At 56.5% G+C, this 14,545-nt stretch carries 12 protein-coding genes; 2 read left to right on the forward strand and 10 right to left on the reverse strand.

Annotation, left to right across the window (positions count from 1 at the left end; all coding sequences use genetic code 11):
- Window positions 1-10 precede the first annotated feature (10 nt).
- The 8 genes from M4951_RS21200 to M4951_RS21235 all read right to left on the reverse strand — a co-directional run bounded on the left by M4951_RS21200 (window position 11) and on the right by M4951_RS21235 (window position 6,740).
- Window positions 11-1,537 (reverse strand): outer membrane protein assembly factor, encoded by a 1,527-nt coding sequence (locus M4951_RS21200; protein WP_262023619.1) that lies wholly within the window; start codon window positions 1,535-1,537, stop codon window positions 11-13.
- A 200-nt stretch (window positions 1,538-1,737) separates the two neighbouring features.
- Window positions 1,738-2,454, reverse strand: a complete 717-nt coding sequence (locus M4951_RS21205) for an arginyltransferase (protein WP_262023620.1) — start codon at window positions 2,452-2,454, stop codon at window positions 1,738-1,740.
- A 39-nt stretch (window positions 2,455-2,493) separates the two neighbouring features.
- The gene (dnaB, locus tag M4951_RS21210; protein WP_002655344.1) at window positions 2,494-3,918 is read right to left on the reverse strand and encodes a replicative DNA helicase; all 1,425 of its coding nucleotides are present in this window, start codon (window positions 3,916-3,918) and stop codon (window positions 2,494-2,496) included.
- Between the two features lie 248 nt (window positions 3,919-4,166).
- Window positions 4,167-4,697 carry a 50S ribosomal protein L9 gene (gene rplI / locus M4951_RS21215; RefSeq protein ID WP_002655345.1) on the reverse strand — a complete coding sequence of 177 codons (531 nt, stop codon included), beginning with the start codon at window positions 4,695-4,697 and terminating at the stop codon, window positions 4,167-4,169.
- Window positions 4,698-4,803: 106 nt separating this feature from the next.
- A complete protein-coding gene (gene ssb / locus M4951_RS21220; protein WP_262023621.1) occupies window positions 4,804-5,307 on the reverse strand; it encodes a single-stranded DNA-binding protein in 504 nt (167 codons plus the stop codon).
- 123 nt (window positions 5,308-5,430) lie between these two features.
- Window positions 5,431-5,844 (reverse strand): 30S ribosomal protein S6, encoded by a 414-nt coding sequence (rpsF, locus tag M4951_RS21225; protein ID WP_262023622.1) that lies wholly within the window; start codon window positions 5,842-5,844, stop codon window positions 5,431-5,433.
- 42 nt (window positions 5,845-5,886) lie between these two features.
- Complete coding sequence (gene pth, locus M4951_RS21230) at window positions 5,887-6,441, reverse strand: aminoacyl-tRNA hydrolase (RefSeq protein ID WP_262023623.1); 555 nt, start codon at window positions 6,439-6,441, stop codon at window positions 5,887-5,889.
- 26 nt (window positions 6,442-6,467) lie between these two features.
- On the reverse strand, window positions 6,468-6,740 hold the full coding sequence (locus tag M4951_RS21235) for a hypothetical protein (protein ID WP_262023624.1): 273 nt from the start codon (window positions 6,738-6,740) through the stop codon (window positions 6,468-6,470).
- Window positions 6,741-7,097: 357 nt separating this feature from the next.
- Between M4951_RS21235 and M4951_RS21240 the strand changes: the two genes are divergently transcribed.
- Both M4951_RS21240 and M4951_RS21245 read left to right on the forward strand, forming a co-directional pair.
- On the forward strand, window positions 7,098-8,075 hold the full coding sequence (locus M4951_RS21240) for a DUF1559 domain-containing protein (protein WP_262023625.1): 978 nt from the start codon (window positions 7,098-7,100) through the stop codon (window positions 8,073-8,075).
- Window positions 8,076-9,496: 1,421 nt separating this feature from the next.
- Entirely contained in the window at window positions 9,497-10,495 is a 999-nt protein-coding gene (locus M4951_RS21245; protein ID WP_262023626.1) for a DUF1559 domain-containing protein, read from the forward strand.
- Between the two features lie 309 nt (window positions 10,496-10,804).
- On the opposite strand, the gene M4951_RS21250 is transcribed toward M4951_RS21245, so the two are convergent.
- Both M4951_RS21250 and M4951_RS21255 read right to left on the reverse strand, forming a co-directional pair.
- The gene (locus M4951_RS21250; protein WP_262023627.1) at window positions 10,805-12,919 is read right to left on the reverse strand and encodes a hypothetical protein; all 2,115 of its coding nucleotides are present in this window, start codon (window positions 12,917-12,919) and stop codon (window positions 10,805-10,807) included.
- A gap of 84 nt (window positions 12,920-13,003) precedes the next feature.
- Window positions 13,004-14,545, reverse strand: a complete 1,542-nt coding sequence (locus M4951_RS21255) for a hypothetical protein (RefSeq protein WP_262023628.1) — start codon at window positions 14,543-14,545, stop codon at window positions 13,004-13,006.

Consider the following 14,545-nt stretch of genomic DNA (forward strand, 5'->3'; position numbering starts at 1 on the left):
GGCTTCAAGGTTACCAGGGCGCAGCGGCAGGACTTGCCGAATACCGAGACGAACGCAAATCGGGCGGGGCCGTCTGCCGACCCATCTGAACCGCAGGCATTTGCGACGAATTGTATCCGCTGGGCTGCATCGTCGGCTCAGGACTTTGTCCTCGATAAGTCGGACCGGAGTTGCTCGAGCGTTGATCGGCAATGTCGCTCACTTCCGGCGGTTTGACTTGAATCGTCGGCTTGATTCCGCGATGCGGCTCGTTGACGAACAGCTGCGAAGAAATCAAGCGTCGTTCACTGTCGCGAATCTTACGAATGTCGATGATGTCGCCGGGCACCAAGTCCAAGCGGTTCAAGACAACGTCACGTTGCGTATGCGGATAGTCGCCGTCAATCTTTACGTCGATCTTACCGACGCGATATTGATCCCCTTCGCGAATGTCATAGACCAGGTCGAGTTGGCCCGGCTCTTCCAAAAATCGGGGTTCGGCTTGCACATCGGCGTGAATGTAGCCTTGGGCGCCGTATAGGTCAGTCAGCGCCGCCAGGTCCGAGTTCATTTTCTTCTGATCGAAGTACTGACCTTCCATCAAATTGACCTGCGTCGCCAACTGCTCGTCGGTGAACTTCGTCTGCCCCACGAATGCGACGCTGCGCACTTCGTAGCGAGGACCTTCGTCCACGACAAACGTGATGTTCACCCACTGTCCCGAGTCGTTGTATTCCATGATCCGATTGATCTGGGCTTTAAAGTAACCGAGCCCGCGGTAGTACGACGTCAGCGCTTCCACGTCGGCTTCAATTTGGTCGTATTCCACTTTGCCGCGGATGTACCACAAAATGCCCGGCTTGGATTTCACCTGCGTTTTCAAACGGCCGCCGGAAGCGATCGTGTTACCGACAAATTCGGTCGACCACACGCGAGCCAAGGGGCCTTCGTGAACCATGAACGCGACCCCTTCGTCGTCTTTCTCGTTTCCCTCGGCGATCGTCACGGTCGCCATCCCGTGTCCGCGCGTGCGATAGTATTCTTCGACGCGGCGTCGCGCGTCTTCGACCACAAAGCGATTGAGAGCGCCGCCGACCGTCAGGCCCGATTTTTTCAGCAACGTTTTCTCGGTCGCCGATTCGTTGCCGAGAAACTCGACGTATTTGATCGCCGGGCGTTCAAATACCTGGAACGTGACCACAACCCCTTCGGCCGACTGCTGCGTCAAAATCTTGACGTCTTTGAATAGGCCTGACTCGGCCAATTTGCGAACGTCGGACTGAATCATCTCGGGATCGAACTCGCGATCCGCACGCGAGCGAATCATCGAGCGAATTTTCGCTTCCTGCGTTTGGTTGTTGCCGGTTATCCGCAAATCGACGATCAACGGCCGACTGGGGGTCATGCCTGGCCCTGCCGGCGAAGTCGCAAGCAGCGCCGGATCGATCGTTGTGGGATCAAATTCTTGGCTGTAGCCGGTGTTGCAGTTTGCTAGCAAGAGCAACAGTCCACACCCCAGAGCGAGCGTGAAAGCAGTTCGTTGGCGGCAATTTCGCACTGTTTCGTCCTTGAATTTTGGCCCACCGCGCAATCCGTGCGCGGCGTTAGGCATCTAGCCTAAGTAAGCGGTTGGGTAGAGATACTGAAAGAGCGACTCTACGACAAGACGGATTCAGTCTTGTTTGCGCAACTATCAGCAATGCGATACGTTACGAGACGCAGCAGCGTTCTGTTCGGCGCCGGAAGAGCTCGCGATTGCTAGCTCGCGGGGAAGTCGGTCCAGTCGCCAGCGATGCGACGCTGATGCGGCAAGAACGAGGCTTTGTAGTTCATATGGGGAGATTCGGCGATATAGAAGCCAAGATAGAGATAGCGTCTGTCGCTCTCGCGACAAAACTCCCATTGTTTGAGAACGGAATAGGTCCCCAATGACAAGTCGCTCTCGGTCGGGTCATAGCTGCAGTAAACCGCCGACAACGAGTTCTCTCCCAAATCGGCGATTGCCGCAGCGACCAGGCGATCTTTCCGAAAATATCCAAACTCAACCGTCTCGCAGCAGGTCTCGACCAGAAACTCGCGGTACTGATCGGCGTTGATCGGCGAATGCCCTTCATCGGCCAAGCCGCGCTGCTCTTTGTGGAGGTTGTAGATCGCGGCTCGCTCTGCATCTGCAACGGCCGGACCGATGACCGTCGCCAGCTGCGCGTCCCCTTTCGCTAGCACGCGACGATGCCGACGCCGCGGTTCAAACTGACGGACGTCTATGCGAATCGGTTCGCAAGCGCGGCAGGCACGACAACTGACATGGTAGAGATAGACGCCGGCACGACGCGCGCCTTGCGACAACGCGAGATCGAGATCGGCGCCAGACATTACGGTCAAGGGATAGTAGAGCGGTAGCCTTGCGCGGCGTCCCGCTAAATAAGGACACTTTTCTTCGTGGTCCCAAACCTTGAAGCCGAGGATTTGATCCATGCAGGCGCTCGTTGCTCGCAAGAGTCCGTGGAATCGGCGCTAAAACTCGCCCCCCCCGTTGAAGGCTGAAAAGTCGTCTGGTTCTCGCTCGAAAGCGTTTTCAAAACGGGTAAAGTCTCGGAGCCAGGTCAGGTGAACGTCGCCAATCGGGCCGTTACGCTGTTTCGAGATAATGATTTCGGCCTTGCCGGAGAACTGATCTCGCTCCTCTCCATGATGATAGTACTCTTCACGGTGAACGAACATCACGACATCCGCATCTTGTTCAATAGCCCCCGATTCACGCAGATGGCTCAACTTCGGCCGATTGTCTTTGGAGGCTTCCGCCTGGCGATTCAACTGGGCCAAACACAAGATCGGCACGTCCATTTCACGAGCCAGTCCCTTCAAGCGGCGAGCGATCTTCGCGACCTGCTCTTGCCGGGGGTCGTTGGAATTGTCGGGTTCGATCAGCTGCAAATAGTCAATCACGATCATCCCCAACCGCCCATGACGCCGTTTGATCCGACGAGCGCCGGCCGCGATCTGCGAAACGGTGCGCGTCGGAGCGTCGTCGACAAACAGCGGCGACTCGGCGACAAGCGCCGACTTTTCGACCAAGCGCCGACGATCGTCCGCCGAGATCGTGCCGTTGCGCAGCCGATGGCCGTTCACACGGGCGACTGAGCAAAGCAAGCGATCGCAAAGCTCGGTCGAACCCATTTCGAGACTGATAAACAGCACCGGCGTCTTGTCATGCACGGCGACGTTCTCGGCGATGTTCATTGCAAACGCCGTTTTTCCCATCGAGGGACGAGCCGCCAGAATCAGTAGTTCCTGGCCATGAAAGCCGCCGGTCAGCCCATCCAAGTCGGTGTAGCCGGTCGCCACGCCGTCATCGAGGTGCTCGCCGCGCAGCCGCGCGTCGATCCGTTCCATCGACGCGGTGACGATCTCGCTCATGCTGGCCATCGAGCTCGAGCTACGGCTATCGTTGATCGCGAAGATTTTTTCTTCCGCACTGCTGACCAACCGATCGGCCTTGTCGTTTTCGTCGTAGGCGTCCCGCAGGATCTCGGTTGCGGCGGAAATCAGATTACGGTTGATTGACTTCGCGGCGACGATCTGGGCGTAATGCTCAGCATGCGCTGCGTTCGGCACGCTGTTGAGCACGCGGGCCAGGTAGGCGGCGCCTCCGATAAACTCAAAGTCACCATCCGATTTCAGCTGTTCGGCCAACAACGTCAGGTCAACTTTGCGACCGCTATCGTGCAAGCGGACCATATGCTCATACAGCTTCTTGTTCGCCTCGTCGTAGAAGTCGTCTGGGCGAACGATCATCACCACTTCGTCGGCGCAGTCCGGCAGCAGAAAGATGCTCCCTAGTACGCCCATCTCGGCTTCCAGATTGCACGGCGGTTGCCGATCGAGGATCTCCGCTGTCGGCCGCTCGGGCTGATCGACGCGTTTGAATTTGGACTTCATGAGAACCTTCCTTGATGAATCATCGAAGAGAGCGACCGCTTGCCGCGGGCTTCATCATACCGAGGCGATCTAGCGTCACAATCGAACGATGCCGCTGGGCGCCAAAGTCGCGCCGCAAGTCTTGGCGGCATAACGCTTCCACGCAAAAAAGCGGGCGTGCATAACTTGTCAAAAAAAGAGCCGTCCTTTGCGGGACGGCTCTTTGTTGGGAATGGATCAGTCGCGAAAAATCGCCTCGTGAGAGGAGACTATTCGTCGCCAGAAACGGTCGGCACGACCCACACTTTGAGTTCCGATTCGATCTCGGCGTGCAGATGAATCTTGACCGTGTAGAGCCCCAGTTCCTTCAGCGGACCTTCCAGGCGAACCTGATCGGCGGTGATCGTGAAGTTCTGTTCTTTCAAAGCCGAAACGATATCAGCCGGGCCAACGCTACCGTACAAGTGACCTTCGTCGTTGGCGTTCGCTTCGATTGTGACGCTCTGGCGGTTGAGCAGATCGGCGATGGCGCGAAGCCCGGCCAGACGCGACTTTTCAATCTCCAGCAACTTGGCGCGATGCTTGTCGACCATGCGTTTGTGATGCGGGGTCGCGATCGTCGCCAGGCCTTGCGGGATCAAATAGTTGTTGGCGTAGCCGGGACGGACTTCGACAACGTCCCCTTGCTTGCCCAAGTGATCGACCGATTGGATCAGCAGCAATTCGATACCGCCGTTTTGCCCTTTGGGCAGACGCTTCCAAACACGTTCGCTATGCTTTTCAGCTTTCGTGGTCGCCATAATCGCTGTTCCTCTCGCTTCTCACTCGGCCCAGCGAAACGGCAAATCACCACTGTTTGGCGTTTGCTGCGCGGGGCTTCTGATCAGTACTGTATGTGTGTCTGTATTAAAACGGGATGTCGTCTGACGACGAACCACCGAACGAATCGTAATCGTCACCGCCGCCATAATTGCCTGCGTCACCGCCACCTTGGCCGCCGCCGCCGCGATTGGGCGCCGATTGCGGTTGGCGTCGCTGTCCGCCGCCCGAAGGACCAGCTTGGCCTCCGCCGCCGCCAGCGCCGCGAGCGCTGAGCATCTGCATCTTTTCACCGACGACGCGAAGCTTCGAGCGCTTTTGCCCGTCGGTTTCCCAAGTATCGAGTTTCAAACGACCTTCAATCAACACCGGCGAGCCTTTGCTCAAGTATTCGCCGGCGATTTCCGCCGTCCGGCCCCAGAGCGTCACGTCGACGAACGTTGTTTCGTCCACCCACTCGCCCGAAGCGGTCTTGCGGCGATCGTTGACGGCCAAGCCGATTTCCGCGACAGCCGATCCGCTTTGGATGTAGCGGACCTCGATGTCTCGCGTCACGTTGCCGACCAGGATCACCCGGTTAAAACTCGCCATGTGTCGATCTCCTCTGTAGCTAAAACCGCGGGAGCGATCGCCGCGATGGTGAACGCTTGTTAACTACAAGCGTACCAAAACGACTGGCGTCACGCGACTTGCCAAACGCAAAAAATGCGTGTCCTATTCGGCGGATTCCGCCGCCGCTTCGACGGTCGCCGGTTCGGCGGTCTCAGCTGGCGTTTCTTCTTCGGGGGTCTCTTCCGCCGAACCATCGGCATGAGCGACCAACATGTCGACAATCCGCGGATCGTGCTTTACGAACATAAACCGCAGGAAGTTATCGTTGATGTTGCACTGGTAAGTCAGATCGGTCAGCTTGGTGCTTTCCAATCGGAAGTAAGCCAACCAGTAGGTCCCTTTGCGGTGGCCGTTGATCGGATAAGCGAGACGTTGCTCGATCCACATTCGGCTTACCAAAATTTCGCCGCCGAGCTTCTCGACGTGTTCCTGAATCTGGCCCGCCACGCCGCCTGGGTCGCGACCGTACCGATTGGAATCCAGGATAAACAGCCCTTCATAAACGTTGGCCGCCAAGGTTGATCTCCTAAATTGTGTTGTTGCTAACCGAAGTCGGCGTTAGTTGTATTGGTTCATGCAGTACTTGAGGTCGTGAGCGATCCAGTCCGCTACGCCGCGTATTGCGCGATCCAGCGTAAAGTCGATCTCGGCCCGCTCTTGGGGAGCAAATTTCCCCAGGACGAAACTGGTGACGTCTCTCGATTGCGGCAATGGACCGATGCCGATCCGCAACCGGGGCACATCGTTCGTCCCCATTTTGCGAAGGATATCCGCCAGCCCTTTTTGGCCGCCGGCCGAACCTCCGCTGCGAAACCTCAATGTACCGACTGGTAAGTTGAAGTCGTCGCAAACGACCAGCACCGACTCGCTGGGCAGCTTGAAAAAATCCAATGCGGCCCGGACGCTTGTCCCGCTGTTATTCATAAAGGTGTGAGGGTAGAGAAGAATCGTCTTCTCTTCTCCCACGCCAAGTTCGAGGATATTTCCGTTGAATTTGGCTCTCGGCGTAACGCCTGTTCCGGCGGCGAAGCGATCCAGCGCCTCGAAACCGACGTTATGCCGCGTTTTGTCGTATTTAGGTCCAGGATTTCCGAGACCCACTACCAATTTCATGCCGCATTCAAGCTTGACTGCAAGGACTAGCGGTAAAAATCGATGTGTTGGACGTCGACGCCAAACGTGTCCCATTGAATGTCGCGCATCACCACGTTGCCCGTGATGTCGCCGGCCAATTCAATGTTCTTCACTTTGTGGCGAACGATCGCCGCAAACTCGTCGGCGCAGACTTCCAACGACACAGACTCTTGCCCGTTGCCGTACAGCACAGCCGGGATTTTGCCAGCGTTACGCAGGCGACGGTTGTTAAGCTTGCCCGTCAGCTCACGCTTTTTAACGTTCAGCACTTCGGCCATCGGAACCCTCAAAACTCAATTGTCTTATATGGATATTCCGCCGCATTTCACAGCTTCGGCGGAGTCAGGAGCTTCTCTTGCGACTCTTGAGAGAATCGGAAACACGTTATTTTGCCAGATGTTTTGGGGTTTACAAGCCCAAACAACGCTCTGCGGTGGGAAAACGCAGCCGATCCGCCGCAATTGTCCAATATTGCTAAGTTGTTGTCGCGCCATACGATAGCAACGAATCCCCTATTTCGCCGCTGCTTTTCTCAAAACTTTGCGGTCCGCCGGTTCGTCATTTGCCTCTGATGCTGTCCCTGGATAGGCTAAAATACGAGATGCCGGAACACTACACCATTTAGAGGGGAGACCGTGATCGCTCGCGGCCGTACTGGTTTTACGCTGGTTGAGCTTTTGGTCGTGATCGCGATCATTGCGATCTTGATTGCGCTGCTTCTTCCCGCGGTACAGATGGCTCGCGAAGCGGCTCGCCGGATTCAATGCACCAACCATCTGAAGCAAATCGGCCTCGGGTGGCACAATCACCACGATACCTTTCGATATCTTCCCACCGGCGGCTATTCGCAAAGCGTTCACCCCTCCTTTACCGGCGGGCGTCCCGAAGTGGGAGAACGTCAGGCAGCCGGCTGGGCCTTCCAGATCCTGCCGTTTCTAGAACAGCAGGCGATCCACGAAGGAGCCGGCGGAACGACCGACCTAGAGTGTTCCTCCAATGCAATCGGCGGGGTGATCCCTGGCTACTACTGTCCTTCACGTCGCCAACCCTACGCCAAAGCACTAACGAATGATTTCTTTTGCATGGGGCCAGACCATGCAACCTTGCCGGTTAGCGCTAGTCGCAAACTGACGCACGGCCTGACCGACTACGCCGCGTCCAATGCCGATGGAACAGGCATTCTGACGCAAACCTGGCCGGGCGCCACCTCCGGCAGTTGTCCAACCGACACTGGAAGCATGAAGAAGCGTCTGTTTCGATTCGCCGATGCAACCGATGGCACGAGCCAAACGTTGCTGGTCGCCGAGAAGAAAGTGAATCGCTCGATCATCAGCAGCGAGTCCGATCGTGAACCAGGCGAAAACGCCGGGTATGTTTCTGGCTGGGTTCCAGGGACGTCGACCACTTTCGATACGGTTCGCTCCACAACGCTTAATCCTCAACCAGATGCGTTGAACACCGAAGGACAGCAACGCTTCGGCTCTTCGCACCCCGGCGGATTAACGGCGCTGCTGCTCGACGGCAGCGTTCGCTTCCTGCCGTTTACCATCGATTTGGCGGTATTCACGAATCTCGGCAATCGTAGCGACGGCAACCCGGTCAGTCTCGACTAACGCCCCGTTCCGCTTCTCCGCCTCCCCCGTTTCTCCGCCTCCGCGTCATGGCTCGACGCGTCGGGCCGGCATGCGGCTGTAAATGTCTACCTTCAGCGCCCACCAGTCCTGGGCTGGGACTGGATCCGAAACGTTGGACAGGACTGGATCCGAAACGTTGGACAGGACTGGATCCGAAACGTTGGACAGGACTGGATCCGAAACGTTGGACAGGACTGGATCTGAAACATGGGACAGGACTGGATCCGAAACGTTGGACAGGACTGGACCCGAAACATGGGACAGGACTGGACCCGAAACGTGGGACAGGACTGGATCCGAAACGTGGGACAGGATTGGATCCGAAACATGGGACAGGATTGGACCCGAAACGTGGGACAGGACTGGACCACTTCGCTTTTCTGTCCAACTGATTGAACCGATCCAACACTAGCGTTCTGCACCACCGACCATCTCTTAGGCCCAACGCGGCCGTCCTGTTTCTAGCCCGGGGTGGAGTTTTTGGAGTTGCGCTATTTGCAATTCACGAACGATCGAACACGAAAGAAGGACGTTAATACGGCCAGAATCAACCGCAAATCGTCACACTAGCCCGCCAGCGCCAGCGAGGGAATAGAGTTGGCGATCCCAACACGGATTGAATTGGCGAGCCGTATTCCCTCGCTGGCGCTGCGGGCTAGTGTTCCGTCACGCGACAATTTTCAGGCGCCATGATTTTATTAGCCGTAGTGCGTTAGCACCGGTTTCTGATGGGAACTCATTTGCGAAAGACAATTGGTAACAGAAACCGCGGCTAACGCCGTGCGGCTGATGTCGATACGTGCCGCGCAGCACCGTCTTCACTTTCAATCGTTGGAAAATCAAAATGGGTCAGCTAGCTGAAAACCGCTCTAGTGTTTACTTGGCTCGAAAAATCGCAACTCCACCCCGGGCTAGGTTGGAACGGCCGCTTCGGGCCTAAGGGCTGGAGATCCTCTAGGTCCGCCATCGACCAGATTGCGATTCGACTGCAACTATCGTCAGCAAATAATTACACAATCGTGACACTTTGTCAATACTTATTTCCGTGAAGGCGGCGTCATCGCGAGAGCTATTCTCCGTGCATCCATGGCATCGATTCGCCGGCGCCACGCCCCAAACGTTGCTGGTCGCAGAGAAGAAAGTGAATCGCTCGATGATCAGCAGCCAGCGATCTCTTCACGGTCTGATCGTCAACACAGACATCGCCTCCGCATCTTTCATCATTCGGAAATAGTCATGCGTTCATGCATCCCGAATCGCTAGCGGTCGCGCCAAACAGATTCTCGTACGATCGGCGCTAATAGTCTGCCAATCTTGACCGGTTCTTTGCCGTCTCTGGTGAGCAGCGTTAGCTTAAAAATTATTCCGTGCCGGGACCTCTCCAATTTTTGAGAACCGCGATGACTGCTCGTAGCCGTACTGGATTTACGCTGGTCGAACTTTTGGTCGTGATCGCAATCATCGCCATTTTGATGGGGCTTCTACTACCTGCAGTGCAGATGGCCCGCGAGGCCGCTCGTCGCATTGAATGCGCCAACCATCTGAAGCAAATCGGTCTCGCCTGGCACTTTCACCATGACTCGTATCAGTTCTTCCCTGCCGGCGGGTACGCCTATGACCTGCACCCAACGTTTACGGATGGAAAACCAGAAATCGCCGAACGTCAGGCAGCCGGCTGGGCCTTTCAAATCTTGCCCTTTCTTGAGCAACAAGCCGTGCATGAAGGGGGCCCCGGCGCTAGCGATCATGAACGCGCAATTTTCGCCACCGCCGCGACCATTCCGATCTATTTTTGTCCAACTCGGCGTCGACCGATAGCAAAAGGACCGTCCAACGACTTTTACTGCCGCCTGAAAAATAACGGTGACTATGCCGAGAGTCTTGACGAAACTCCGATCGTGCGCGGACTAATTGATTATGCCGCCGCAAATCAGGAGGGGACCGGCATGATTACGCGGACCTGGGGAGTCGATGTCACTTGCCCTCCTCCTCCACCGGATGTCCCCTACCCGATCGACGTCCAAAAAAATTTGCTCCGTTTTGTCAACGCGAGCGATGGAACGACCAACACATTGCTGATTGCCGAAAAGAAAGTGGCGCTGGATGATGCCGACGATGAATCGGTATCGACCACCTACCCCGACAAACTTGGCTATGCCGCCGGCTGGGAAGGACCAAACGATCCGTCCACGTTCGCCAACGTACGAGCTACCACGTTGGCTCCCACGCGTGACGCTCGTGGTGAAGCTGGTCAGCAGCGATTCGGCTCGGCGCATCCTAGCACCTTCAACGCGCTGTTGCTTGATGGCGGCGTTCGCGCTCTTCCATATACGATTGATCGAGACGTATTCTCGAATCTCGGTAATCGCAACGACGGCAATCCCGTTAGTTTCAAGTAGAGCAATTTCGCCAAGGTCGCGTCGCTTGCCGCTTCACCACCACTTGGCCACATTAGGACGGACCGCTGCGGCTTGTCCAACTCGATAGCGTTAGCGCAACGTTGATTCTTCTCCTGCTTTTCCGTACTTCATCCATGGGCTTGTTGTGTTCCATTCCTTCGCTTCCACCAAATCTCGCCACTGCAAAATGGGGGCTGCAAACGCCAAAGTGAACCGTCTTGGCGTTTCGATCGGCGCATAAAAAAAGAGCGCCGCCCAGACGGACGACGCTCCGAATCGCATTTGCTTTTTACGAGACGCGAGAGTGGTCTACTCTCCTCGCCCGCGACCGCGACCACGTCGACCGCCTTCCTCCATCCCTTCGCCATAACCATAGGGATCATCAGAACCGCCGGACGTCTTTTTCACCTCAGGCGGAGTGAAGTCAAACAGCGAGAAGTCGTTGCGGTCTTTCAGTTCTTTATGAATAGAGATGTTCCCCCTTGCGTCCATGACTAGAATCTCGCCGGGACTCACCAGCGCTTCGTTTTCGGCAGGATCACGATATCGTCCCGGCAGCGTGTCGCCGCCGCGCATATCGAGCACCACCGCATTGGTCTTCATCTCGTAGTCCTCTTTCTTATCGAACATCAGCGTGCCGGGATTCAAGGTCCACAAGTCATCGACCACATTCACCGAATCTCCCCGTTCGACCGATATTTTCTGGGTCGACAAGAGACCTTCCGCCTCATCCCAGGCGACGCCCAATACGGTCGCTTGAGGTTCACGCGAATTCAAAAGTCGATTGGCTCCGTCGTTGGATCGTTGCTCACGCCCGGTCTTCACGTTTCCGGCGAGGACAGTCGATTCGATCGTCGTCTTCACTACGGAACTCGGTTTCGAGTAGTCCGTTTCCAACCGAGAGGCTTTGCTCAGTTTCACCGGATCTTTGCCAGCTTCCTGCTTCTTCTGGGCGATTCGCGCCAGCGTTTCGCGGCTAAGCGTCACCGAAGAAGGAGCCATGTTCGAGCCTCCTCGCTGTTGGGCGCCACCAAGCGGCGCCACCGGATTGTTTGGATCCTCGAGCCAGAGATTGACTTGATATTGGTACTGCGTGTTTCCTTTAACGGTGGTGTCATAAAAGCGGAACATCTTCTCTTTCGAGTAACCCGATGCGCCGCCTCCCATGCCGCCTTCGCCGCCATACATTCCGCCGCCCATGCCACCGCGACCGCCCCTGACGCGTCGACCGGCGCCGCGACCTTCCATCATTTCGCCAGCGCCGCCATACCCTGGCATGCCGCCGTAGGCGCCCATGCCGCCGGGAAATCCGCCTTCCCCCATACCGCCGCGTCCCCCTTGGTTGGCGAACCCAGGAAAGAAAGCGGAGTCTGCGTTGAATTCCGGCAATTGCGGGGTCGGCATCACTCCGTCCGCGGTCTCCATGCCGCCATATTCTCCCATGACTCCGCCGTAGCCGCCTTCGCCCATCATTCCGCCCTGCATTGCAGGCAGCCATTTCGGCACCTCCGAATGCCGTGCGTACTCGGCCGGATCGACCAATAACATCGGCGCGATTGGGAAAGTGAGCAGCGGATGCGCGTATTCCGGCGGGATCACTTCCTCAGGTCGGAAGGCCCATTTGATCGCATCGGCGAAGGCCAATTGCGGCACCAGGTCTTTGTATTCGCCCCACTTGCCGTCGGGCGACATCTCCCGACGACGCACGCCGAAACCGATGTATTTCGGCACGTCGCGTTGCGGATCGTAGCCTGCGGCGTCGAGCAGTGCGGCGTCAAATTCATCCCATTGTTTTTCAAACGGAATCAATCCGGTAATCACGACAAAGTGCTTGCCTTCGATGCGCGTGCCGGCGGTCGCTCGGGCTGGTCCAAATCGCTTTTGCTGCTCCGGGGTCATCACCGGGGGCATATCTTTCGACTGGCGTCCGCCGGGTCCATACTCCATTCCGCCGCCGTATCCGCCTGCATCCATCATTTCGCCTCGGCCTCCGGCCAATCCGGCCATTCGTTTGTCGTCATAGACAAACGGAGCGAAGCCGGACTTCGCTTCCAGCTTTTCGACCGTCAGAACTTTGGGATCGATACGTTTTTGAATCGATTGATACATCGGCGGACCGAACTCGCTCATCGCCGCATAGTTGCTGATGTTGATCGGGTTTTGAGCCAACTCGGCGCGTTGCTCGTAGACCGGATCAGTCCAACGCTTCTTTTCGACCGGCGTCCATTCCGAGTTGTTGATCGTTGCGGAAGCTTGTTCAGCGACTTGTTTCACCTGATCCGGCGTCACGCTAATCCCTTCGCGCTGCGCGCCGAAGTAGATGAACGTCACGACCAGCAACACCGCCACGCCAAAGACGATCTTCTCAATGTGCAAGATCAGCTTCGATTTCATGCCGCCGCTTTGCAAATCTAATTTTTGCATGTCGTAGTTCCCTCACCTTTTGGGAAGTCGCTTCCCCGCATGTTCCGTAACTTTTTTCTATCCGCCGCGCTCGACTCACGCTGACTAGCGAACCGCAGTGGACCGCAGTGCGGTCTCGCCGTCGGCACTATCGCCATCTTCCGATTCGCTCTCGTTGGTAATGCCCAACAGTTCTTTATTCACGGGATTGTAGATGTAAACAATGCCGTAAACCTCGATCGGCACATCGTACCGATTATCGGCTTTTTGTTGTCCGCCGCCGGGCGAGCTCGAGTACATTTCATCATAACCGCCTCCTCCGTCGAAGCCGCCCAAACCTCCTCCGTAAGCACCGCCGCTGCTGCTCCCAGCAGTCGGATTCAAGCGAAGCTGGCGCACTTCCAACATCAAATCGGCGTTGCCGCACTCGACGAGCAACTTGTCAATTTTGCGTTGATCGATCGTGATCCGCATCCGGACCGGCAAACGCTTAGCCACCGCGAGATAATAGTCTTCGGAGGTGGGAGCGGTCATCGCCGTTTTCAACGTTTCGGCATCGATCTTCTTGTAGTCTTTATCGACATAGCGAAATTGGGCGGGATCGATCGGCGCCATAGCGCCTCCCATCATTCCACCTTCGCCGTAGGGGCTATCCATGCCGTCCATCATTCCTTCTTCCATCATGTCGGGATCCATGCCGTCCATCCCGCCCATCATTCCATCCATTCCCATCATGCCGTCTTCACCCGCGGCGGCGATCATGGGAGGTTTTTCGAGCTGGATACGGAGCGTTGCGACTCCTTTACCGAGTTCGATCGCTTCGATTCTTTTAATCGCCGCGAGGTGGTGCTCGGTGGTATCGCCGTTGACCGCTTTAATGATTCGCATCAGGTTTTCGAGGACCCAGAGATCTTCCTGAGCGTACAAAACTTCGCGCGGCGTGGGACGATTGTTCGGACGCTTCGACCAGTCGAAGTTTTCAGACTGAATCTTCTGCTGATTCGCTGAATCCCATTCGACCACAGGACGCTTCACCAATCCGACGCCCCCTATCCCGGCGCCGCCCATCGGACCTCCCCCTTCAAAGGCATAGTCCGTGGCGCTATAGGCGTCCATTCCGCGTCCCCCGCCTTCTTGGGCGGTCCACTTGGCGTCAATGATTTCGGCCAACTTCGGCAATTCTTCTTTGATATAGTCGCGATAAAGTTCGCACAGCGAGGTCGTTAGTCCGGTCCTGCCTTTGACCAACTCTTCGTCGAGCGCCGCTTCGATGGGACGATTTTGCAACACGGAATTTACGGTCGCGGCAAAATCGATTCGCCCGGCGTTCAGTTCTTTCGGCCAGACCAACTCTTTCTGCTGCGACTCCCATTGATACTGCCAGCTTTTGGCGATGTCTTGGCGATAGCGCTGCAGCCAATCTTCCATCCCCGCCGCAAACTTTTCGTTCGGATGCTCGAGAGTCGAAGCGATCATTTGCGCCGAACTTTTCTTCGCTTCGATCGCCGATTTTTGCTTCGCCAGGTCTGCGTCGATCGACATCGACGCGTACATCCAGACGCCCAAGGAGACGCAAAGCACCGTTCCGGTCAGGACCCAGAATCCGTACTTCTTCATCGTCATGAGAAAGACGCGAATTTTATCCAT

Source organism: Blastopirellula sp. J2-11, from assembly GCF_024584705.1.
Lineage (GTDB): Bacteria > Planctomycetota > Planctomycetia > Pirellulales > Pirellulaceae > Blastopirellula.